This window comes from Pseudomonas sp. Pseusp88 (assembly GCF_047303955.1).
Taxonomy (GTDB): domain Bacteria; phylum Pseudomonadota; class Gammaproteobacteria; order Pseudomonadales; family Pseudomonadaceae; genus Aquipseudomonas.
This window is the reverse complement of the sequence record NZ_JBGLYM010000001.1, coordinates 112,185-135,452: the sequence shown is the minus strand read 5'-3', so window position 1 is coordinate 135,452 and position 23,268 is coordinate 112,185. Positions and strand designations below refer to the sequence as shown.

General features: G+C 60.5%; 21 protein-coding genes. 20 read left to right on the top strand and 1 reads right to left on the bottom strand.

From position 1 onward, the window contains the following. Position 1 precedes the first annotated feature (1 nt). The 5 genes from gmk to ACCD02_RS00620 all read left to right on the top strand — a co-directional run bounded on the left by gmk (position 2) and on the right by ACCD02_RS00620 (position 4,380). A complete protein-coding gene (gene gmk, locus ACCD02_RS00640) occupies positions 2 to 622 on the top strand; it encodes a guanylate kinase (RefSeq protein WP_413298010.1) in 621 nt (206 codons plus the stop codon). A gap of 132 nt (positions 623 to 754) precedes the next feature. Next, on the top strand, positions 755 to 1,018 hold the full coding sequence (gene rpoZ, locus ACCD02_RS00635; protein WP_259101440.1) for a DNA-directed RNA polymerase subunit omega: 264 nt from the start codon (positions 755 to 757) through the stop codon (positions 1,016 to 1,018). A gap of 60 nt (positions 1,019 to 1,078) precedes the next feature. Then, a complete protein-coding gene (gene spoT, locus ACCD02_RS00630) occupies positions 1,079 to 3,184 on the top strand; it encodes a bifunctional GTP diphosphokinase/guanosine-3',5'-bis pyrophosphate 3'-pyrophosphohydrolase (RefSeq protein ID WP_259101441.1) in 2,106 nt (701 codons plus the stop codon). 24 nt (positions 3,185 to 3,208) lie between these two features. Beyond that, on the top strand, positions 3,209 to 3,589 hold the full coding sequence (locus ACCD02_RS00625) for a RidA family protein (RefSeq protein ID WP_413298008.1): 381 nt from the start codon (positions 3,209 to 3,211) through the stop codon (positions 3,587 to 3,589). Between the two features lie 56 nt (positions 3,590 to 3,645). Next, positions 3,646 to 4,380, top strand: a complete 735-nt coding sequence (locus ACCD02_RS00620; protein ID WP_413298007.1) for a hypothetical protein — start codon at positions 3,646 to 3,648, stop codon at positions 4,378 to 4,380. Between the two features lie 222 nt (positions 4,381 to 4,602). Here ACCD02_RS00620 and ACCD02_RS00615 read toward each other — a convergent pair whose 3' ends face one another. Further along, entirely contained in the window at positions 4,603 to 5,460 is an 858-nt protein-coding gene (locus ACCD02_RS00615) for an SDR family oxidoreductase (protein ID WP_413298006.1), read from the bottom strand. Between the two features lie 209 nt (positions 5,461 to 5,669). Here ACCD02_RS00615 and exbB point away from each other — a divergent pair, with 209 nt between their 5' ends. The 15 genes from exbB to ACCD02_RS00540 all read left to right on the top strand — a co-directional run bounded on the left by exbB (position 5,670) and on the right by ACCD02_RS00540 (position 23,253). Continuing rightward, positions 5,670 to 6,641, top strand: a complete 972-nt coding sequence (exbB, locus tag ACCD02_RS00610) for a tonB-system energizer ExbB (RefSeq protein WP_413298005.1) — start codon at positions 5,670 to 5,672, stop codon at positions 6,639 to 6,641. Positions 6,642 to 6,644: 3 nt separating this feature from the next. After that, positions 6,645 to 7,070, top strand: coding sequence for a TonB system transport protein ExbD (exbD, locus tag ACCD02_RS00605; protein ID WP_413298004.1), 426 nt, complete (start codon positions 6,645 to 6,647; stop codon positions 7,068 to 7,070). After that, positions 7,067 to 7,810, top strand: a complete 744-nt coding sequence (locus ACCD02_RS00600; RefSeq protein ID WP_413298003.1) for an energy transducer TonB — start codon at positions 7,067 to 7,069, stop codon at positions 7,808 to 7,810. The genes exbD and ACCD02_RS00600 overlap by 4 nt, the downstream gene beginning before the upstream one ends. A gap of 144 nt (positions 7,811 to 7,954) precedes the next feature. Next, positions 7,955 to 8,887 carry a hydrogen peroxide-inducible genes activator gene (locus ACCD02_RS00595; RefSeq protein ID WP_413298002.1) on the top strand — a complete coding sequence of 311 codons (933 nt, stop codon included), beginning with the start codon at positions 7,955 to 7,957 and terminating at the stop codon, positions 8,885 to 8,887. Next, a complete protein-coding gene (recG, locus tag ACCD02_RS00590; protein ID WP_413298001.1) occupies positions 8,884 to 10,959 on the top strand; it encodes an ATP-dependent DNA helicase RecG in 2,076 nt (691 codons plus the stop codon). The genes ACCD02_RS00595 and recG overlap by 4 nt, the downstream gene beginning before the upstream one ends. Before the next feature lie 86 nt (positions 10,960 to 11,045). Further along, on the top strand, positions 11,046 to 12,443 hold the full coding sequence (locus tag ACCD02_RS00585; RefSeq protein ID WP_413297999.1) for an aminoacyl-tRNA deacylase and HDOD domain-containing protein: 1,398 nt from the start codon (positions 11,046 to 11,048) through the stop codon (positions 12,441 to 12,443). Positions 12,444 to 12,803: 360 nt separating this feature from the next. Continuing rightward, the gene (locus ACCD02_RS00580) at positions 12,804 to 14,111 is read left to right on the top strand and encodes a CitMHS family transporter (RefSeq protein ID WP_413297998.1); all 1,308 of its coding nucleotides are present in this window, start codon (positions 12,804 to 12,806) and stop codon (positions 14,109 to 14,111) included. A 63-nt stretch (positions 14,112 to 14,174) separates the two neighbouring features. Further along, positions 14,175 to 14,942 carry a TerC family protein gene (locus tag ACCD02_RS00575; RefSeq protein ID WP_413297997.1) on the top strand — a complete coding sequence of 256 codons (768 nt, stop codon included), beginning with the start codon at positions 14,175 to 14,177 and terminating at the stop codon, positions 14,940 to 14,942. 356 nt (positions 14,943 to 15,298) lie between these two features. Continuing rightward, the gene (locus ACCD02_RS00570) at positions 15,299 to 16,951 is read left to right on the top strand and encodes a Na/Pi cotransporter family protein (protein ID WP_413297996.1); all 1,653 of its coding nucleotides are present in this window, start codon (positions 15,299 to 15,301) and stop codon (positions 16,949 to 16,951) included. A gap of 190 nt (positions 16,952 to 17,141) precedes the next feature. Continuing rightward, on the top strand, positions 17,142 to 18,515 hold the full coding sequence (locus ACCD02_RS00565; RefSeq protein ID WP_413297994.1) for a M16 family metallopeptidase: 1,374 nt from the start codon (positions 17,142 to 17,144) through the stop codon (positions 18,513 to 18,515). Positions 18,516 to 18,566: 51 nt separating this feature from the next. After that, positions 18,567 to 19,676: a DUF5924 family protein gene (locus tag ACCD02_RS00560; protein ID WP_413297993.1), complete on the top strand. Its 1,110-nt coding sequence runs from the start codon at positions 18,567 to 18,569 to the stop codon at positions 19,674 to 19,676. A gap of 7 nt (positions 19,677 to 19,683) precedes the next feature. Then, complete coding sequence (locus tag ACCD02_RS00555; RefSeq protein ID WP_413297992.1) at positions 19,684 to 20,871, top strand: MlaE family ABC transporter permease; 1,188 nt, start codon at positions 19,684 to 19,686, stop codon at positions 20,869 to 20,871. Then, positions 20,871 to 21,671, top strand: coding sequence for an ABC transporter ATP-binding protein (locus tag ACCD02_RS00550; RefSeq protein ID WP_413298310.1), 801 nt, complete (start codon positions 20,871 to 20,873; stop codon positions 21,669 to 21,671). The genes ACCD02_RS00555 and ACCD02_RS00550 overlap by 1 nt, the downstream gene beginning before the upstream one ends. Before the next feature lie 2 nt (positions 21,672 to 21,673). After that, positions 21,674 to 22,612, top strand: coding sequence for an MlaD family protein (locus tag ACCD02_RS00545; RefSeq protein WP_413298309.1), 939 nt, complete (start codon positions 21,674 to 21,676; stop codon positions 22,610 to 22,612). Continuing rightward, on the top strand, positions 22,609 to 23,253 hold the full coding sequence (locus ACCD02_RS00540; RefSeq protein WP_413297991.1) for an ABC-type transport auxiliary lipoprotein family protein: 645 nt from the start codon (positions 22,609 to 22,611) through the stop codon (positions 23,251 to 23,253). Before ACCD02_RS00545 ends, ACCD02_RS00540 begins: the two co-directional genes overlap by 4 nt. The last annotated feature ends 15 nt before the right edge of the window (positions 23,254 to 23,268 follow it).

Here is a 23,268-nt window from a genome sequence, read left to right as displayed (position 1 = left end):
CATGACCCATAGCACCGGCACCCTGTACATCGTTTCCGCACCTTCGGGTGCAGGCAAGACCAGTCTGGTCAAGGCTCTGGTCGACGCGCAGCCGCAGATCCGCGTTTCGGTTTCCCACACTACCCGTGCCATGCGCCCGGGCGAAGTCGACGGTGTGAACTATCACTTCGTCGATCGGACTGAATTCGTGTGGATGATCGAACATGGCGATTTCCTCGAGCAGGCCGAGGTGTTCGGCAATCTCTACGGCACCTCGCAAAGCCACTTGCAGCAGACGCTCGACGAGGGGCACGACCTGATCCTGGAAATTGACTGGCAGGGCGCGCAACAGGTGCGTGCGGTGATGCCGGATGCGCGGTCGATATTCATCCTGCCGCCGACTCAGCAGGCCTTGCGCCAGCGCCTGACCAATCGGGGCCAGGACAGCGACGACATCATCGAAGGCCGCATGCGTGAGGCTGTCAGCGAGATGAGCCACTACGTCGAGTACGACTACGTGGTGATCAACGACGATTTCGCCAGCGCTCTGGAAGATCTCAAGGCGATTTTCCGCGCCAACCGTCTCACCCAGCCGCATCAGCAGGAACAATTCAGCAATCTGCTCAGCGAATTGCTCGCCTGAGCCTGTTGCAGGCTGCGAAAAGCCGACCGCTTGTGGCGTGCCGCTTGAAGCTTGTACCTGTCCGCTTGTAAACTATCGAGTCCGCTCGCCCATCCGGGCATCGCGCATCCGCATTTGCTACGAGGAATACCCATGGCCCGCGTAACCGTTGAAGACTGCCTGGAACACGTCGATAACCGCTTTGAGCTGGTCATGCTCTCTACCAAGCGTGCTCGTCAACTGGCAACCGGCGGCAAAGAACCAAAGCTGGCGTGGGAAAATGACAAGCCTACCGTGATGGCTCTGCGTGAAATCGCAGCAGGCCTGATGGATTACGCTGTAATCGCAGAAGCTGAAATCGTTGAAGATGAACCATTGTTCGCTGCGTTCGAGGACGAGTCCAACGAGGCTCTCTAAGCCTATGCCGGGTCGACGTAGTAAGGCGCAGAGCACAAGCCATCGGCAGGGAGTCTTATCTTGCCGAGCATAGACGCTCTCGCCGATCGCCTGTCGGCCTACCTCGGCCACGACCAGGTCAATCTGGTCCGCCGAGCGTATTTCTACGCCGAACAGGCCCACGATGGTCAGCGCCGCCGCAGCGGTGAGGCCTACGTCACGCACCCGCTCGCGGTCGCGAATATTCTTGCCGACATGCACATGGACCATCAGAGCCTGATGGCCGCCATGTTGCATGACGTGATCGAAGACACCGGTATTGCCAAGGAAGCGCTTTGTGCGCAGTTTGGCGAGACCGTGGCCGAACTCGTCGATGGGGTCAGCAAGCTGACCCAGATGAACTTCGAGACCAAGGCCGAGGCTCAGGCCGAGAACTTCCAGAAGATGGCCATGGCCATGGCGCGGGACATTCGCGTCATTCTGGTCAAGCTGGCCGACCGTCTGCACAACATGCGCACCCTGGAAGTGCTGTCGGGCGAGAAGCGCCGACGCATCGCCAAGGAAACCCTGGAAATCTATGCGCCCATCGCCAACCGGCTGGGCATGCATGCCATTCGTATCGAATTCGAAGACCTGGGTTTCAAGGCCATGTATCCGATGCGCTCCTCGCGCATCTATCAGGCGGTCAAGCGTGCCCGTGGCAATCGCAAGGAACTGGTCAACAAGATTGAAGAATCCCTGAGCCACTGTCTGGCCGTGGACGAGATTCAGGGCGAAGTCAGCGGACGGCAGAAGCATCTTTACGGCATCTACAAGAAGATGCGCGGCAAGCGCCGGGCCTTCAACGAGATCATGGATGTCTATGCGTTCCGGATCGTCGTCGACAAGGTCGATACCTGCTATCGCGTGCTCGGCGCCGTGCATAACCTGTACAAGCCGTTGCCCGGACGCTTCAAGGATTACATCGCGATTCCCAAGGCCAACGGCTACCAGTCGTTGCACACCACGCTGTTCGGCATGCATGGCGTGCCCATCGAGATCCAGATCCGTACCAAGGAAATGGAAGAGATGGCCAACAACGGCATTGCCGCTCACTGGCTGTACAAGTCCAGTGACGACGAGCAGCCCAAGGGCACCCACGCCCGCGCCCGTCAATGGGTCAAGGGCGTGCTGGAAATGCAGCAGCGTGCCGGCAACTCCCTGGAATTCATCGAGAGCGTGAAGATCGACCTGTTCCCGGACGAGGTCTACGTCTTCACGCCAAAAGGCCGGATCATGGAGCTGCCCAAAGGCTCCACGGCGGTTGACTTCGCCTATGCAGTGCACACCGACGTCGGCAACAGCTGCATTGCCTGTCGCATAAACCGTCGTCTGGCGCCGTTGTCGGAACCGCTGCAAAGCGGTTCGACCGTGGAAATCGTCAGTGCACCCGGGGCTCGGCCGAACCCGGCCTGGCTCAATTTCGTCGTGACCGGCAAGGCGCGCACCCATATTCGCCACGCCCTCAAGCTGCAGCGTCGTTCGGAATCCATCAGCCTGGGCGAGCGCCTGCTGAACAAGGTCCTCAACGGTTTCGACAGCAGCCTGGAAAAAATCCCGGGCGAGCGAGTCCAGCAAGTCCTGGCCGAATACCGGGTGGAGGTCATCGAAGACCTGCTCGAAGATATCGGTTTGGGCAATCGCATGGCCTATGTGGTTGCCCGCCGTCTGCTTGGTGAAGGCGACCAGTTGCCAAGTACCGAAGGTCCGCTGGCGATTCGCGGTACCGAAGGGCTGGTACTCAGTTACGCCAAATGCTGCACGCCGATCCCTGGCGACCCGATTGTCGGTCATCTGTCTGCGGGCAAAGGCATGGTCGTGCACCTGGATAACTGCCGCAACATCAGTGAAATCCGCCACAACCCGGAAAAATGTATTCAGTTGTCGTGGGCCAAGGACGTCACGGGCGAGTTCAATGTGGAACTGCGCGTCGAGCTGGAGCATCAGCGTGGCCTGATCGCCCTGCTGGCCAGCAGCGTCAATGCCGCCGACGGCAACATCGAGAAAATCAGCATGGACGAGCGCGATGGTCGTATCAGCGTGGTCCAGTTGGTGGTCAGCGTGCACGACCGCGTGCACCTGGCCCGCGTGATCAAGAAACTGCGCGCCCTGACCGGGGTGATCCGCATCACCCGCATGCGCGCGTAGCCCAAAGCCCATCAGGAGTTTTTCATGTCCAAGACCGTTATCAGCAGCGACAACGCCCCGGCGGCCATCGGCACCTATTCCCAGGCGATCAAGGCTGGCAATACCGTGTACATGTCAGGGCAGATCCCGCTGGACCCGAAAACCATGGAGCTGGTCGAGGGCTTCGAAGCCCAGACCGTTCAGGTCTTCGAAAACCTCAAGGCGGTGGCTGAAGCTGCCGGCGGTTCGTTCAAGGACATCGTCAAGTTGAACATCTTCCTGACTGACCTGAGCCACTTTGCCAAGGTCAACGAAGTCATGGGTAGATACTTCGAACAACCTTACCCTGCTCGCGCCGCCATCGGTGTTGCCGCGTTGCCGCGTGGCGCTCAAGTCGAGATGGACGCGATTCTGGTTCTCGAATAAATCCCCAGGCGCAACGCTTCTGCCGTTGCGCCCTCCCGCTTAGGAAGGACTCTGCTATGCGCTTTGCGCTCGCCCTCTCACTGCTGGCCGCTGTCCTGAGCGGCTGCGCCAGCCACAGCAACCGCTCCCCGGATGGCACCTGGATCAACCAGGCTGCGATCGATGCTGCCGCCAAGAGCGAAAATCTGCGTCAGGCGTTGCTGGCCAACGGGCCGAACCTTGAGTGGCAGATCAATACCAAGGCGAACCAGGCGACCTATTCCAACGGTTTCGAATTGGGTGAAGGCAAGATTACCAGTGTTGCCAACGGTAAGGTCCACGTTGACTACTACAACAACTCCGACGAGTTGAGCGTTAAGGGCGACGAACTGGTCCAGGCCGCCAGTGATGTAGGCCCTGAGCAGCACTTCCAGGCGCCCAAGGACCCGGCGCCCGCCGGTGCCCCGGTTGGCGCAAGTTTCGAGCGGGCGTTATATGGCGCCTATCTGGGCGGCAAATGGACCATTGTCAGCGGTGATGGCCAAGGCAGTACCGTGCAGTTCATGCCGGATGGCAGCGTTCAGGGCCTGCCCGAAAATGATCGTTACGCACTATGCCTGGCTGGCGATTGCGCGGCCATGAGCGGTGAGTACGACAGCATGTGGCTGGAAAAGAACGAGCAAGGCAACCCGTGGATCTTCGTGCGCAAGGGCAAGCAACTGGAGATTTTCCAGGCGCTGAACAAAGCCCAGGAAACCGAGATGCCAGAGCTGCATCCGGGCAATCGTCGCTGGTTGCTTGAGCGTAATTGACGGCCGGTGCTCGTCGCCCTCTAGGAGCCAATTGTGGGAGCGAATTCATTCGCGAAGGAGCCAGTACATCCAACACATTGGCGGCGTCCGGAATAAAGCTTTCGCGAATGAATTCGCTCCCACAGTAGCGCGTGCATATCGCCGGACCTGTGGGAGCGGATTCATCCGCGAAGGGGCTGCTCTGGCTTTACAGCAAACATAGAATCTCCCACAACCTTCATATCAGGCCTCGTCGGAAAGCAACGCCGCATACCCCTCGCGATAGCTCGGATACTGCGGCACCCAACCCGTCGCCCTGGCCCTGGCATTGCTGCAACGCTTGCTGCCGGTGCGGCGCAGGGTGCTGTTCTCGGCCCACTGTGTGACGTTCAACCGCTCCCGCATCCAGTCCACGACTTCGGCCAGCGGCGCAGGCTCGTCGTCGACACCTATATAGATGTCCTCCAGCACTTGCCCCTGCGCATCGCTCAATAGCAGCCATGCCAGCAGCCCGGCGGCGTCATCGGCATGAATCCGATTGGCGTATAGCGGCGGCTCGCTGGCGACGCTGTAACCCTGGCGCACCCGATTGGACAGATCGCTTCGGCCCGGTCCGTAAATGCCGGTAAGGCGCACGATACTGGCAGGCAGGCCACTGTTCAGGGCGGTCTGCTCGGCCTCGAGCATGATCTGCCCCGAGAAGCCGCCGGGCGTAGTTGCCGAGGTTTCATCGACTCGCTCGCCGTGCTGCTGGCCGTACACGCTGCTGCTGCTGACGAAAATGACTCTTCGCGGTTTTTGCTCATGCTGGCGTAACCAATCCAGAACATGCCGCAATCCTTGGACATAGGCGGTCCGATAGCCTGCTTCGTCGCGTTCCGTCGGGGTGGCGCAGTACACCAGATAATCGATGCTGGTCGTCGGCCAGCCGGCCGGGATTTGCGCGTCGAACAGGTTGCCGGCAATGCCGTGGACCCCATCGGGCAGGTGCGCGATGTTGCGACGCATGCCGTAGACGAGCCAGTCATGGGCGTGTAACTGCCGGGCCAGACGGCTTCCTATATCGCCGCAGCCAGCGATCAGCACGGAAGGGGCAGACATTTCGATTCTCCGGAATAGGTCAGTTGTAACGCTCGAAACGAAAGAAAAATCTTCCAGTCGGCGTCGCAAGGCTCATAAAAAAAAGCGTAATGCTTTTGTTAACAAGAATTACTTGCAATAATGCCGCACCATTTGTTCGCCTCCAGTGCGTCTAGCGCGTTCCTGACGCACAGAACGAAGCCCTCTTTATCTCCTCAGGTCAGGCCAGCATGACACGTATTCAATCCTCCGCTTCGCCAACCAACCCACCTAGCGCTCGTCGCGTCTGGGGGGGTATCGCAGCATTTGTGTTGAGCATGATGCTCGCGCCTGTTGCCCTGGCCGATGAGACGACCACCTCGACACCGCCCGCCGCTCATGGCGAAGCAGCGCCAGCGGCTCCCGCAGCAGCCCCTGTTGCTGCCGGCGAGTCGTCGGCTGCCGCGCCGGTCGAAACCCTTCAAACCCTGCCGGAAGAAGGCGCCAACAGCCTCGGCATGGCCCATGACCTGTCGCCATGGGGCATGTATCAGAATGCTGCCCTGGTCGTTAAGGCGGTCATGATCGGTCTGGCCATTGCCTCGATCCTGACCTGGACCATCTGGATCGCCAAGGGTTTCGAACTGATCGGCGCCAAGCGTCGTCTGCGCAAGGATATCGCCCTGCTCAAACGCTCGCGCACCCTTAACGAAGCCAGCGAACACGCCAGCCGCGAAGGCACCCTGGCGCACTTGCTGGTGCAAGATGCCATGGAAGAAATGCGTCTGTCGGTCAACAGCCGCGAGCGCGAGGGCATCAAGGAGCGTGTCAGCTTCCGTCTGGAGCGTCTGGTTGCCGCCTGTGGCCGCAACATGAGCATCGGCACCGGCGTTCTCGCCACCATCGGTTCCACCGCGCCATTCGTGGGACTGTTCGGTACGGTCTGGGGCATCATGAACAGCTTCATCGGTATCGCCAAGACCCAGACCACCAACCTCGCCGTCGTCGCACCGGGTATTGCCGAAGCATTGCTGGCAACTGCCCTGGGCCTGGTAGCGGCCATTCCTGCGGTGGTCATCTACAACGTCTTCGCCCGCTCCATCGCCGGCTACAAGGCTCAGGTCTCGGATGCCTCGGCACAGGTTCTGCTGCTGGTCAGCCGCGACCTGGACCACCTGCCACCAGAGCGCAAAGAACAACCGCACATGGTCAAGGTGGGCTAAGCCGTGGGCCTGCATTTAAACGAAGGTGGCGATGATCTCGCCGAAAACCACGAAATCAACGTAACGCCGTTTATCGACGTGATGTTGGTGTTGCTGATCATCTTTATGGTGGCGGCGCCACTGGCCACGGTCGATATCAAGGTCGACCTGCCCGCTTCCACCGCCAAGCCCCAGCCCAGACCCGAGAAGCCGGTTTTCCTCAGCGTCAAGGCTGACCAGAACCTGTATCTGGGCGACGATAAGGTCACCCGTGAGCAACTCGGTGCTGTCCTGGACGCCAAGACCCATGGCAAGAAGGACACCACGATCTTCTTCCAGGCGGACAAAGGCGTGGACTACGGCGACCTGATGGACGTGATGAATGCTCTGCGCAGTGCGGGCTATCTGAAGGTCGGTCTGGTGGGCCTCGAGACGGCTGGCAAGAAATGATCACGATGCGCCAACAAATGACGCGCTATGGCGGCAGCCTGATTGTGGTCCTGCTGATACATGCCGTTGCGATTATCCTGGCGCTTCGTTGGCCGGCCACTCAGGCCGTGGAACTTCCCCCCGCGCCCATGATGGTGGAGCTGGCCCCGATACCGGAGCCTGCGCCGCCACCACCGCCCAAGGTCGTTCAGCCACCAACGCCGCCGACGCCAGTGGAAGAGCCGCCCATGCCCAAGCTGGTCGAGGCGCCGAAGCCGGAAATCGCCATTCCCAAGCCTGTGCCAAAGCCCAAGCCGAAACCGCAGCCACCCAAGCCGCAGAAGAAGCCCGAGCCGCCCCAGGAAAAACCGGCTGAAGAAACGCCCGTGGATACGCCTCCGGCACCGCCAAGCCCGGCCAAACCGGTTGCGCCCCAGGCCGCGCCGCCATCGCCACCGAGCAGCGCATTGCCAAGTTGGCAAGGTGAGCTGCTGCAGCACCTGAGCAAGTTCAAGAAGTACCCGGAAGACGCTCGTCGTCGTGGTACCCAAGGGATTGCCCGGTTGCGCTTCGTCGTTGATGCCGAAGGCAACATATTGTCTTACTCGATCGCCGGCAGCTCCGGCAGTCCGGCCCTGGATCGCGCCACGCTGGAGATGATCCGTCGCGCCCAGCCGGTGCCCAAGCCACCCAAGGAAGATTTGAACAACGGTACCATCGAGATTCTCGCGCCGTTCGTTTACTCCCTGGATCGCCGCTAAGGGTATTGTTGCCGTTTCAGTGCCCATGCTGAAACGGCAACAACTGCTCTCAAATGTCCTTTTGATGTAAAACAGTGCTGTTGATAACGTGCGTCTATCGATTGCAGCCGCTATGCTGGGGCCGCAACTTCATGGACGCACGCTATGACTCTCACAGAATTGCGCTATATCGTTACCCTCGCTCAGGAACAGCACTTCGGCCATGCCGCCGAGCGCTGCCACGTCAGCCAGCCGACACTCTCGGTGGGCGTGAAAAAGCTGGAAGATGAACTCGGTGTGCTGATTTTCGAGCGCAGCAAGAGTGCCGTGCGCCTGACTCCGGTTGGCGAAGGCATTGTCGCCCAGGCACAAAAGGTCCTCGAGCAAGCCCAGGGCATTCGTGAACTGGCCCAGGCCGGCAAGAACCAGCTGACCGCACCGCTCAAGGTCGGCGCCATCTACACCGTCGGCCCTTACCTGTTCCCGCACCTGATCCCGCAACTGCATCGGGTGGCGCCGCAGATGCCGTTGTATATCGAAGAAAACTTCACCCATGTGCTGCGCGACAAGCTGCGCAATGGTGAGTTGGACGCGATCATTATTGCGCTGCCGTTCAACGAAGCCGATGTGCTGACCCTGCCGCTGTATGACGAGCCTTTCTATGTCTTGATGCCTGCGGATCATCCGTGGACACAGAAGGAGACCATTGACGCCTCGGCCCTCAATGACAAGAGCCTGCTGCTGTTGGGCGAAGGTCACTGCTTCCGCGACCAGGTGCTGGAAGCCTGCCCGACCCTGACCAAGGGCAGCGAAGGTGCCAAGCACACCACGGTCGAGTCCAGCTCGCTGGAAACCATCCGCCACATGGTCGCCTCCGGTCTGGGGATTTCGATCCTGCCGTTGTCGGCGGTGGACAGCCATCACTATGCTGCTGGCGTTATCGAAGTTCGGCCCCTGACGCCGCCGGTACCGTTCCGTACCGTCGCCATTGCCTGGCGCGCCAGCTTCCCGCGGCCCAAGGCCATCGAAATCCTCGCGGACTCGGTACGCCTGTGCTCGGTCGCAAGGCCCAAAGAAGTGAGCACTGCCGCGACATGACTGAGTTGTCAGAGGTCTCGGTCACGGCGCTCAAGGGTGTCGGCGAGGCCATGGCCGAGAAACTGGCCAGAGTGGGGCTGGAAAATCTGCAGGATGTGTTGTTCCACCTGCCATTGCGTTATCAGGATCGTACCCGTGTCGTGCCCATCGGGCAGTTGCGGCCGGGGCAGGATGCGGTGGTCGAAGGGGTGGTCAGCGGCGCCGATGTAATGATGGGCAAGCGCCGCAGCCTGCTGGTGCGCATGGGCGATGGCACCGGTGTGCTGAGTCTGCGTTTCTATCACTTCAGCAATGCCCAGAAGGAAGGCCTCAAGCGCGGCACACACTTGCGCTGTTTTGGCGAGGCTCGCCCCGGCGCGTCGGGGCTGGAAATCTATCACCCCGAGTACCGCGCGCTGACTGGCGATGAGCCGGCACCTGTCGCCCAGACCCTCACGCCAATCTATCCGCTCACCGAAGGCCTGACCCAGCAACGCCTGCGCCAGTTATGCCAGCAAAGCCTGGAGATGCTCGGGCCGCAGAGTCTGCCGGACTGGCTGCCCGAAGCCCTGGCCCGGGACTACCAACTGGCGCCCTTGGCCGACGCCATTCGTTACCTGCATCACCCGCCCGCCGACGCCGATGTTGAAGAGCTGGCCCTCGGTCACCACTGGGCGCAGCATCGTCTGGCCTTTGAAGAGCTGCTGACTCACCAGTTATCCCAGCAACGCCTGCGCGAAAGCCTGCGCTCCTTGCGTGCGCCGGCCTTGCCCATCGCGAAGAAACTGCCGAAAAAATTCCTCGCCAACCTCGGGTTCCCGCCCACGGGCGCGCAACAGCGGGTTGGTAACGAAGTTGCTTACGACCTGAGCCAGCCGGAGCCCATGCTGCGCCTGATCCAGGGTGACGTCGGCGCGGGCAAGACCGTGGTCGCTGCCCTCGCCGCCCTGCAAGCGCTGGAGGCCGGTTATCAGGTAGCACTGATGGCGCCGACCGAGATTCTTGCCGAGCAGCACTACATCAACTTCAAGCGCTGGCTCGAGCCTTTGGGTATCGAGACGGCCTGGCTGGCAGGCAAGCTCAAGGGCAAGGCCCGGGCGGCCTCCCTGGAACAGATTGTCGGTGGCACGCCGATGGTGGTCGGCACCCACGCGCTGTTCCAGGATGAGGTGCAGTTCAAGAACCTGGCTCTGGTGATCATCGACGAGCAGCATCGTTTCGGCGTACAGCAGCGTCTGGCCCTGCGTAATAAAGGTGTCGGCGGGCGGATGTGCCCGCATCAGCTGATCATGACGGCCACGCCGATTCCCCGGACTCTGGCCATGAGCGCCTACGCCGACCTCGACACTTCAATCCTCGATGAGCTGCCGCCGGGGCGTACGCCGGTCAATACAGTACTGGTCGCCGACAGTCGCCGGGTGGAAGTCGTCGAGCGTGTACGGGCAGCGTGTGCAGAGGGACGGCAGGCCTATTGGGTTTGCACATTGATCGAGGAGTCAGAAGAGCTGACCTGCAAGGCCGCAGAAACGACCTTCGAGGAACTGAGCAGTGCGTTGGGCGAGCTGCGCGTTGGCTTGATCCACGGGCGCATGAAGCCTGTGGAAAAAGCGGCGGTCATGGCTGAATTCAAGCAGGGACACTTGCAGTTGCTGGTAGCGACCACTGTGATCGAGGTGGGGGTCGATGTGCCCAACGCCAGCCTGATGATCATCGAGAACCCCGAGCGTCTTGGCCTGGCTCAATTGCACCAGCTGCGCGGCCGAGTGGGCCGGGGCAGTGCGGCCAGCCATTGCGTGCTGCTGTACCATCCGCCGCTGTCGCAGATCGGCCGCCAGCGCCTGGGGATCATGCGCGAAACCAATGACGGCTTTGTCATTGCCGAGAAAGATCTCGAGCTACGTGGTCCGGGTGAGATGCTCGGTACCCGACAGACGGGCTTGCTGCAATTCAAAGTTGCCGATTTGATGCGTGACGCGGATTTGCTTCCTGCCGTTCGCGATGCCGCTCAAGTCTTGCTCGAACACTGGCCCCACCATGTCAGCCCACTTTTGGCTCGCTGGTTGCGGCACGGACAGCAATACGGCCAGGTGTGACGCACGTCTATGCCTGAACAAGGAGTGAGGCCCACAATAACCAAGCCGGGTATACTTCGGCGATTGTAGGAAATTGGACAAAGATCATGACAGAAGTTGCTCACGTTGCAGACGACCACCATGCCCCGTCCGTTATCCGGACTTTGCTAGGCAAGCTGGGCATCAGTTACAACGAAGTCGTGGACGATGCCGGCCTTCCTGCGGCGCGCAAGGTTCAGGCAGTGCTGGTTGAGGACGCCGTCGGCGCTCTGCTGATCCTGTTCTGCCAAAACCAGCTATTGGATCTCAAGCGGGTGACCGAGCTGACCGGTCGCGATCTCAAGGCTGTGCCCTACGCGCGCCTGATGAGCATGCTCAGCAAGCACAGCCTGCGCATTTTGCCCGGTATCCCGGCCCTGACCAGTTCGCCTTGCCTCTACGACGAGCAAATGCTTCAGGAGCCTTGCCTGCTGATCGATTCGGGTGAGCCCGGCCTGCTGCTGGAAATCACCAGCGAAGACTTCAAGAGCATGCTCAGCAAAGCCAGCGCCGCCAACTTCGGCGAGCCGCTGGACAAGATTTCTCCAAACCTTGATCGTCCTCACGATGACGGCCAGGAGATTCACTCTGCCGTAAACGCCTTTACTGCCCGGCGTATTCAGCAGCGTCTGGAATCGACTCTGGAAATACCGCCACTGGCTGGCACCGCGCAGAAAATCATCAAGCTGCGGGTCGATCCCGATGCAACCATCGATGACATCACCGGCGTGGTAGAAACCGACCCGGCCCTGGCTGCACAAGTGGTCAGCTGGGCGGCATCGCCTTACTACGCCTCCACCGGCAAGATCCGCTCGGTAGAGGACGCCATCGTGCGCGTGCTGGGCTTCGATCTGGTGATCAACCTGGCCCTGGGCCTGGCGTTGGGCAAGACCCTTAGCCTGCCCAAGGATCACCCGCAACAGACCACGCCGTACTGGCAGCAGTCGATCTACACCGCTGCTGTCATCGAAGGCCTGACCCGCGCCATTCCGCGCCCTGAGCGTCCGGAGGGCGGCCTGACCTACCTGGCCGGCCTGCTGCACAACTTCGGTTACCTGTTGCTTGCCCATGTATTCCCGCCGCATTTCTCGTTGATCTGCCGCCAGCTGGAGGTCAATCCGCATCTGCATCACAGCTACGTCGAGCAGCATTTGCTGGGCATCAGCCGCGAGCAGATCGGCGCCTGGCTGATGCGCTACTGGGATATGCCGGAAGAACTGTCCACCGCCCTGCGCTTCCAGCACGACCCGTACTACGCGGGCGATCACCACAAGTACGCCAACCTGGTTTTCCTGTCGGTGCGCATGCTGCGCAACCACAATATCGGCACGGGACCGAAGCAGGACATTCCTGACGAACTGTTCGAGCGCCTGCACCTGACCCGGGAAAAGGCTGAAGAAGCCGTGGCCAAAGTGTTGGAAGCCGAAGTGCTGCTGCGCGAACTGGCCTCACAGTTCGGGCATTGATTCAATTGCTTTGAGAAATACTTGTGGGAGCGAATTCATTCGCGAAGAAGTTGGTACACCCAATACATCTCGATGGTTTGGAATGCCGCTTTCGCGAATGAATTCGCTCCCACAAATCACGTCATCATATTCTTGAGCTTTTGTAAGAATTTTCCGAAGCGAAAGCTGGCTGAAAGCTTGTCCCTTTAGCATCACACCATCGTCGGCAACAGACCGACGCTCACAAAAATAATGGTGATGCTGATGTCCGCTACTTCCTCTCTATTTGCTTGTCCCCCATTCCGACTCCATGCGCCGCTCATCCTGAGCTGATTCGCTTCTTTCGCTGTTTTCAAATCGCGTAACGCCTGGAGTATTCCTATGCTGACCTTCCTCGGCTTTGCCATGGTCGTGGCTTTCATGTACCTGATCATGAGCAAGCGCATGTCTGCGCTGATTGCCCTGATCCTGGTACCGATCATTTTTGCCCTGTTCGGCGGCTTTGGTGCCGACATCGGCCCGATGATGCTCACCGGTATCACCAAGCTGGCGCCAACCGGCGTCATGCTGATGTTCGCCATTCTCTACTTCGCATTGATGATCGATTCCGGCCTGTTCGACCCGGCCGTGCGCAAGATCCTCAAACTGGTCAAGGGTGACCCGGTCAAGGTCTCGGTAGGTACTGCCGTGCTGGCCCTGGTGGTGTCTCTTGATGGCGACGGCGCCACTACCTACATGATCTGCGTGGCCGCCATGCTGCCGCTGTACAGCCGCATCGGCATGAGCCCGCGGATCATGGCCGGTCTGATCATTCTGGCCGGTGGCGTGATGAATATGACGCCTTGGGGCGGCCCTACCGCACGGGCGGCCAGTGCGCTGCATGTCGACCCTTCGGCGATTTTCGTGCCGATGATTCCGGCGATGCTGGCTGGTGTCGTGGCGATCCTGGTCATCGCCTACTTCTACGGCAAACGTGAGCGTGCTCGCCTTGGTGAGCTGCACGTCGTCGGCGATGAAGTGGATCACAGCGAAATCAGCGTCTCGCAATTCCCTGACGCGCGTCGTCCCAAGCTGATCTGGTTCAACGGCGCCCTGACCCTGGCCTTGATGGTTGCGCTGATCATGGGTCTGTTGCCGCTGCCGGTGCTGTTCATGATTGCTTTCAGTATCGCCATGATCGTCAACTACCCTTGTCTGCAGGCGCAGAAGGATCGGGTTGCGGCCCATGCTGGCAGCGTGCTCGCGGTGGTCGGACTGATCTTTGCGGCAGGTATTTTCACCGGTATTCTGTCGGGTACAGGCATGGTCGATGCCATGTCCAAGAGCCTGCTGGCGGTGATCCCGGATGCCCTGGGCCCTTACCTGGCGGTCATCACGGCTCTGGCCAGTATGCCTTTCACCTTCTTCATGTCCAACGATGCGTTCTACTACGGCGTGCTGCCAGTACTTGCCGAGGCTGCCGCCCACTACGGCATCAGTCCGGTCGAAATGGCCCGAGCTTCTATCGTTGGCCAGCCGGTACACCTGCTCAGCCCGTTGGTCCCTTCGACTTACCTGTTGGTCGCGTTGGCCGGCATTGAGTTTGGTGATCACCAGCGCTTCACTCTCAAGTGGGCTGTGCTGGTGTGCCTGTGCATCCTGCTCGCTGCCTTGCTGATGGGAATCTTCCCGCTGTTCAGCACGCTTTAATACACAACACCCGCCTCGCTGCCGCTCCCGGCAGCGGGGTTTTATCGTGCAAAGGAATACCTTATGGAATGGCTGCTCAACCCGGAAATCTGGGTTGCTTTCTTGACTCTGACCGCCCTCGAAATCGTGCTGGGCATCGATAACATCATCATGATTTCGATCCTGGTCAGCCGCATGCCCAAGGCCATGCAACCGCGTACCCGGCTCTTCGGCCTGGCCCTGGCGATGATTACGCGGATCATGCTGCTGCTGTCGATCACCTGGGTCATGCGCCTGACCGACGATCTGTTCGCGGTCCTGGGCCAGGGCATTTCCGGACGCGACCTGATTCTGTTCTTTGGTGGCCTGTTCCTGCTGTGGAAAAGCTCCCAGGAGATCTACCACGGGCTGGAAGGCGAAGAGGAAACCCTGGACGAGCCCAAGGGCAAGGGCGGCCTGTTCCTCTACACCATCATTCAGATTGCCATTATCGACATCGTGTTCTCTCTGGACTCGGTCATCACCGCGGTAGGCATGGTGTCCAACGTACCGGTCATGATCGCGGCAATCATCGTCGCGGTATTGGTGATGATGCTCTGCGCCGGTGCCATCAGTGATTTCATCGACAAGCACCCTTCCCTGAAAATGTTGGCCCTGTCGTTCCTGATCGTGGTCGGTACCGTGCTGATTGCCGAAGCCTTCGATGTGCATGTGCCAAAGGGCTATGTGTACTTCGCCATGGCGTTCTCGCTGGCGGTGGAAGCCATCAACATCAAGATGCGTACTGCCCGGGCTAAAAAGGAAGCCCAAAGCGAGCCAGTGAAACTGCGCAAGGATGTACCGGGTCAATAAATCGCCCCAAAACTGTGGGAGCGAATTCATTCGCGAAGGGGTCGGTACATTCGATACACCTTCAGCGCCTGGAATCGCGTTTTCGCGGATGAATCCGCTCCCACAGGCTTTCATTTTTGACAAATTCAATAGCGGCGCCCATCAATTCCAGTAACCGCCAAACTGTTCAAAATCTGAACAAAACCTTGTTTTGTGACAGATTTATTTCAAATGCAAGTTTCCCTATGCCATGCTGGCGCTCTGGCTAAAGGCCAACTAAAGCTTAGTTGGGCGCAACCCATCACCCACTTCGCGCTCTACATCGCCATATCTTCATCTTCTTGCCTTCCAATGGCACATTTCAGGGGGCTTTCCGTATGCTGACCCTGCTCGATTTATTGTCGGCGGTTTCCCTGTTGATCTGGGGCACTCACATCGTTCGCACCGGCATCCTGCGCGTGTATGGCACGCAGCTTCGCCGTGTGCTGAGCCAGAACATGTCGAAACGGCCACTGGCGTTCATTGCCGGGATTCTGGTTACCGCACTGGTGCAGAGCAGTAACGCCACCGCTATGCTGGCGACCTCTTTCGTTGGCCAGGGGCTGATGGCGCTGACCCCGGCCCTGGCGATCATGCTCGGTGCCGACGTCGGTACGGCGTTGATGTCGCGGGTGCTGACCTTCGACCTGTCCTGGTTGTCGCCGCTGCTGATTTTCCTCGGGGTGATTTTCTTTCTGTCGCGCAAGCAGACCCGCATCGGCCAGTTGGGCCGGGTTGCCATCGGCCTTGGCCTGATCGTGCTGGCGCTGCAACTGATCGTCACCGCCGCCGCGCCCATCACCCATGCGGCCGGGGTCAAGGTACTGTTCGCCTCGCTGACCGGCGACCTGCTGCTCGATGCCCTGATCGGCGCCCTGTTCGCGCTGATCTCCTACTCAAGTCTCGCGGCGGTATTGCTGACTGCGACCCTGGCCGGTTCCGACATCATCAGCCTGCACGTGGCCATCGGCCTGGTAATCGGTGCCAATATCGGCAGCGGCCTGCTGGCCTTTCTCACCACCAGCATGCAGAACGTTGCCGGGCGCCAGGTGGCCTTGGGCAGCTTGCTGTACAAACTGCTGGGGCTGGTGCTCATCACCCCGGTGCTCAATCCGTTGGTGGTATGGATGGACAGCCTCGGCTTCAGTTCGTCGGATATGGTCATCGGCTTCCACCTGAGCTACAACACCCTGCGCTGCCTGCTCATGTTGCCCACGGTCGGGCCCATGGCGAAGCTGTGCGAGAACATCCTGCCGATGCGCGCCGAGGTCAATGGCCTGGCCAAGCCCCGTCATCTCGATCTGACAGCCTTGGCGACCCCCAGCCTTGCCCTGGCCAATGCCGTGCGCGAAACCCTGCGCATGGGTGATCTGATCGAAGCCATGCTGGCGTCGATGCTGGAAGTGCTGCGCGGCACGCAAACCGCCGTGACTCAGGAAATGCGCCGTCTCAATGACGACGTCGAGGCGCTGTACAGCGCGATCAAACTGTACCTGGCGCAGATGCCCCGGGATGACCTCAGCGAGCAGGACAACCGTCGCTGGGCCGAAATCATCGAGCTGACCATCAACCTGGAGCTGGCCAGCGGTCTGATTGAGCGCATGTTGCGCAAGATCCAGCAGCAGAAGACTTCCCAACGCCGCTCTTTCTCGGAAGTCGGCCTGGAAGAACTCAGCGACCTGCAAAGCCAGTTGCAGTCCAATCTGCGTCTTGGCCTGTCGGTATTCCTCAGTGGTGACCCTGAAAGTGCCCGTCAGTTGCTGCGCGAGAAACGCCGCTTCCGCGCCCAGGAGCGGCGTCTGGCCCATGCCCACGTCAGCCGCTTGCAGCGCAAAGTGGTGCAAAGCATGGAGACCAGCTCCTTGCACCTGGAGTTGATCGCTGATATGAAACGCCTCAATTCGCTGTTCTGCAGCAGCGCCTATGCGGTCCTCGAGACAGCTGAGACCGGCGCTCTATCCAGTGAAGTTGAAGCGGATCCTGCTCTGTAGGCTAATGAATTGCAGTGGAAACGGCTTTAGCCGGGAAGGCGTCGGGATGATCATGCATATGCAGTGCATGTACCGACCCTTTCCCGGCTAAAGCCGGTGCCACGGTTTGCCATGCGACAGCCCGAACATGTGAACGTAAACAATCTACTGAAGTCTGTTACACGTACTGGCCCGCAAGGAAGCCTGTTTTATGCGTTGCCTGCTGTTCGCTTGCCTGCTGCTGATTTCATTGCCTTCGATGGCCCTCGACCGCTTTCAGGTGGAGGGCTATATCCTGCCCAATGGTTTGCAGGTACTGCTCAAGCCCGGCTATGAAAAAGGCCATGTGGCGATTCGTCTGGTGGTGGGCGTCGGTTTCGATGACTTCCCCTGTGCAGACAAGGAACTGCCGCATCTGCTCGAACACCTGCTGTTCAGCGGCATAGACGACGGCGGCGAAGGTGCGCTGGAAGAGCGCATGCAGGCTCTGGGCGGCGACTGGAACGCCTTCACCAGCAACGCCGACACCACCTTCGTCATCGAAGCCCCGGCGCAGAACCAGCGCAAGGTGCTGGACCTGCTGCTGGCGATCCTTACCCGTACCCGCTTCGATCAGAGCGACCTCGACACCGCCCGGCGTATTGTCGAGCGTGAAGACGGCGGTCATTACTCGCACCTGCAACGCTGGCTCGACCGCCGCGACCTTGGCCATAGCGCCAGTGGCCAACTTGCCGTGGAACTGGGGCTCAAATGTGCCGAGCGCCCCGAAGCCGACGGGCTGACCCTGGCGCAGGTCGAAGGCGTCTACAAAGGCTGGTACGCGCCCAACAACATGACTCTGATTGTGGTCGGTGATCTCGATCGCCTGTTGCCGAGCTATCTGGAGCGCACCTTTGGCCAGATGACTGCCGTGGAGCCCACCGATCATCCGCCCTTGCCTGCCGTCGATGGTCACGCCGAAACCCGCCGCACCCTGATGCGCGGCATGCTCGGTGACGGCGCGCGCATGCACCTGATTTATCCGGAGCCCGAACTGGGCGAGCAGCACGATGAAACCCTGGAGCTGCTCAAGGCCTACCTCGACTGGGCGCTGTACAGCGATCTGCGCCTCAAAAGCGGTTTGTCCTACGGGCCATGGGCCGAACGCGAGGTGTTTGGTGACAGCGGCTTCCTCAGCCTCAATGCGGATCTCGATCGCCGGGACATCGACGAAGCAGAAGACGACATCCACAGCCTGCTCCAGCGTCTGAATAAAGACGGCCTGGATCCGGCCACATTTGCCCGCCTGCAGCAGACCCTGATCGCCAGGCAGGCCTGGGCTGTGCAAGGCAACAGCGCCCTGGCCGATTACTATTGGGGCTCGCTGAACGAGTACGACGATGGGCATTTCGATGACCCGGCCAAGCGAATCAAGGCCGTCAGCGTCGATACCGCCAATCAGGCCCTGCACCGACTGCTGGCACAGACACCCTATACACGCATTGAAAAGCCACTATTGAGCTATGACGGCTTATATTGGCTCGTTGCCGCTGTCGCGGGCCTGCTGCTGTTGTGCATGGCGCTGATCTGGCGCAAGCGCAGGTAGACGCTGTTATCCTGCGGCCCCTTTTTTTGTAACGACAAAGCGAACGCCTGAATGCTCGATTGGAACGCCCACATATCCCGCGTGCTTGGCCTGATGAAGCGCTATCCGGGGGTGATTGCGGCGGGCGGTTTCATTTCGGGGATTTGCAGCTTCATTCTGGTCGACCGACAGCAGGGCCTGGCCACCTGGATTGCTACAGTGATGCTGATCAGCTGGCTGTGGCTGATGGTCGAGAACAGTGCCACCGCCCTGTTCACCCGGTTGTTCAAGCGCGAGATTCCCCAGGGTCTGCTGCGCTACGGCACCCAGATGATCCATCAGGAAAGCCTGTTTTTCGTCCTGCCGTTCTTCTTCATCACTACCACCTGGAACAGCGGCCAGTCGGTGTTCACCACGGTACTGGGCATCGCCGGGTTGATTTCCATCACCGACCCGCTGTATTACCACTGGCTGGCACCGCGGCGCTGGCTGTTCATGGCCCTGCACACCCTGACCCTGTTCGCCGCGCTGCTGACGGCGCTGCCGATCATCCTGCATTTGACCACCGCCGAGAGCTACAAGCTGGCTCTGGGCATTGCCATGCTGCTGTCGTTTCCCAGTCTGGCCACGAGTTTCCCCATCAATACCTGGCGCCGAGGCATCGTACTGGTGCTGATGACCTTTTCCATCGGCGCGGCGGGCTGGACCCTGCGCTCCTGGGTGCCGCCAGCGACCCTGTGGATGACCGAATTCGCCGTCAGTACCACCTTCGATGAAAAGAACCGCACGCCCGGTGATAACGTCCAGCAGATCAGCGCCAATCAGATGCGCAGTGGCGGCCTTTATGCCTATACCTCGATCAACGCGCCGCGCGGCCTGGACGAGCAGATTTTCCACGTCTGGTCCCGGGATGGCGTGGAGATGGATCGGATTGCCATGAACATTCATGGCGGGCGCAAAGAAGGCTATCGTGCGTGGACACACAAGCAGAATTTTCCGGCTGATATCATCGGCCACTGGCAGGTTCGGGTGTTGACTGAAGACGGACAAATGATCGGCGTGCTGCGCTTTGACGTGGTTGACGGCGACCAGCCCGCGGTAACCAGCCCTGTGGTCAAACCCCTGGGCCTGAAGCCGCGCGACTATTCGGCCCCTGACAAGGCAGACGCTCCGACGAACTAGAGGTCCCATGACCACGCACACGCTGACCGCACATGGCCAATCTCCGGCAGCCACTGCCCCTGAACGGGCAGGCAGCGCCGTGCTGGATACCTCTACCCAGCCCGCACAGCTGCGTATCGACGGCGACTGGACACTGCCGCACTACCGGGTTCTGAAGCGCCAGACCGACGCCCTTGGTGGCAACTACGATGCCGGCGTGCCGGTGGATATGAGTCGTTTGCATGCGCTGGATACGGCCGGCGCTTCGCTGCTGGTGGAGTTGCTCGGCGCCGACCGTCTGGCCCGGCTGGCGGTGAATGCTCCGGAACTGCCCCTGTCCAGCCGCGCTCTGCTGCAAACCATTCAGTCGGCCTTGTGTGATTATTGCGCCCCGGTCAAAGAGCCGGAAATTGCCGTCGGCGTACAGTTGCTCTCGCGTATCGGCTGCGCGGTGGACAAGGTCTGGACGGACACCCTGCAACTGCTGGGGTTTATCGGCCTGATCCTGCAAACCGTGGTGTTCAACCTGCCCCGCCCCAAGCGCTGGCGCATGACGTCGGTGATCACCCATATCGAACAGACCGGCCTCGATGCCGCGCCTATCGTAGCGCTGCTGACCTTTCTGGTCGGCGCCGTGGTGGCGTTTCTCGGTGCCACGGTGTTGAAAACCTTCGGTGCCAGTATCTTCACCGTTGACCTGGTGGCGTTCTCCTTCCTGCGCGAGTTTGGCGTGCTGCTGACCGCGATCCTGATGGCGGGGCGCACTGCCAGTGCCTTTACCGCGCAGATCGGCTCGATGAAGGCCAACGAAGAAATCGACGCGATTCGCACCCTGGGCCTGAGTCCGGTGGAGTTGCTGGTCGCACCGCGGGTCTTGGCCTTGCTGATTTCCCTGCCGTTGCTGACCTTTCTGGCAATGATCTGCGGCATCATCGGCGGCGGCGTGGTCTGCGCCCTGTCCCTGGATATTTCCCCGGCCATGTTCCTTTCGTTGTTGCAGGCTGATATTGGCGTGCAGCACTTCCTGGTGGGGATCGTCAAAGCGCCGATCTTCGCTTTCCTGATCGCCGCCATTGGTTGTCTGGAAGGCTTTAAAGTCAGCGGCAGCGCCGAATCCGTCGGCGCCCACACCACCTCCAGCGTGGTGCAATCGATTTTCGTGGTCATCGTCCTCGACGCCATGGCCGCACTGTTTTTCATGGAGATGGGTTGGTGATCACGAATCCGCACCCGCGCAGCGAAGCGGTGATCGAAGTGCGTGGTCTGTGCAATCGGTTTGGCAGTCAGAGCGTGCACGAAAACCTCGATCTTGACCTGTATCGCGGCGAGATCCTCGGTGTGGTCGGCGGCTCGGGGACCGGCAAGTCGGTACTGCTGCGCAGCATCGTCGGCCTGCAGTTGCCCAGCGCCGGGAGCATCCGGGTCTTCGGCGAGGATTTGCAGCAGTTGTCCGAGACAGCCCGCTCCCAGGTCGAACGGCGCTTTGGCGTGCTGTTTCAAAAAGGCGCGCTGTTTTCCTCCCTGACGCTTACGGAAAACGTTGCCCTTCCCTTGATCGAACACGCCCGGCTCAGTCGCGACGAAGCCGAGCATCTGGCCGGGGTCAAGCTGGCTTTGGCCGGGTTGCCATTGTCGGCCGCCCACAAGTACCCTGCGTCGCTCTCCGGCGGCATGATCAAGCGCGCCGCTCTGGCCCGCGCGCTGGCCCTGGATCCGGACATTCTGTTTCTCGACGAGCCCACTGCGGGGCTTGATCCCATCGGCGCCGCAGCCTTCGACCAGTTGATCCTGACTCTGCGCGATGCTCTGGGTTTGAGTGTGTTTCTGGTCACCCATGACCTGGACACGCTCTACACCATCACCGACCGGGTCGCGGTGCTGTCGCAGAAACGCGTGCTGGTGGCCGCGCCCATCGACAAGGTCGCGGCGACCAAGGATGAGTGGATTCACGAGTATTTCCACGGGCCGCGCGGGCGCGCTGCCTACTCCGCCATGTCCCTTCCCAAAGAGGTTTGATGATGGAAACCCGTGCCCATCATGTCTTGATCGGCCTGTTCACTGTGATCGTGGTGGCGGCGGCGCTGCTGTTCGGCCTGTGGCTGGCCAAGTCCAGCGTCGACAGCGCCTTCAAGGATTACGAAGTGGTGTTCAACGAGGCGGTGACCGGCCTGACCAAGGGCAGCGCCGTGCAGTACAGCGGCATCACGGTCGGTAGCGTGATGCAGTTGCGTCTGGACCCCAAGGACCCGCGCCGGGTGCTGGCGCAAATTCGCCTGGTCGGCGAGACCCCGATCAAGCAGGACACCCAGGCCAAGCTGGCGCTGACCGGTATTACTGGCACCTCGATCATCCAGCTCAGCGGTGGTACGCCGCAAAGCCCGGAGCTGATCGGCCTCGACGGGCGCCTTCCGGTGATCATTGCCTCGCCCTCGCCCATCTCGCGGCTGCTCAACGACAGTAACGACCTGATGAGCAGCATCAACGAGCTGCTGCATAACGCCAATCAGATGTTCTCCGCCGAGAATGTGCAGAACCTCTCCGCCACCCTCGCCCATCTGGAGCAGGCCACCGGCGCCGTAGCCGAGCAGCGCGACGACATTCGTCAGACCCTCAAGCAGATGGGCCAGCTCAGCAAGCAGGCCAGCGCCACCCTGGAACAGACGGCCGGGCTGATGCGCAGTGCTGGCGGCCTGCTCAACAATGAGGGCAAGCAGGCGTTCAGCAGTGCCGAACAGGCGATGAATTCCCTGGCCCAGAGTACGGCGACCATCAACAGCCTGCTCAAGGACAACCGTCAGTCCCTGGACAGCGGCATGCAAGGCCTGAATGATCTGGGCCCGGCGATCAACGAATTGCGCGAGACCCTGGCCTCGCTGCGGGCGGTGTCCAAACGTCTGGAAGCCAACCCCAGCGGCTATTTGCTCGGGCGTGACAAGAACAAGGAGTTTGAACCATGACAGGCCTGAAAACAGTCGTAGGCCGCTGTTTGATTGCGGGTGCGATGGCGCTGTCCAGCGCCTGTTCGATACTGCCGCCTGCCGAGCCGATGGATGTCTATCAGTTGCGCGGTGGACCGTACTCGCGCTTGACCGGCAACAACGAACTGGTGCGCTGGTCGCTGCGTATCGACCGGCCCAAGGCCAGCGAGGCCCTGGACAGCCCGCGTATCGCCGTCGTGCCCCAGGACAACATGATCAGCAGCTACAAGGGCGCGCGCTGGAGCGATGCCGGGCCGCTGATGCTGCGTAACCAGATTCGCGACCTGTTCGTCACCGACCATCGGATACAGGCTGTCAGCACCGATGACAATAATCTGCAGGCGGATTTTGAGTTGAATGGCGACCTGCTGGCCTTCCAGAGCGAATACCGGGGCTCGGCGATTGAGGTGGTGATTCGCTACGACGCGCGATTGGTCGACGATCGGCAACGCATTGTCGCCAGCCGCCGCTTCGAAGTCCGTCAGCCGGCCAAGGGCAAGGAAGTGCCGGCTGTGGTTACGGCTTTCGACGCTGCGAGCAACGAACTGGCGTGGCAGGTATTGGATTGGACGTTGCAGGAGGGGCGCAAGCATTACGTTGCCCTGCCGAAAACCCCGTGAACGTTGTGGGACCGG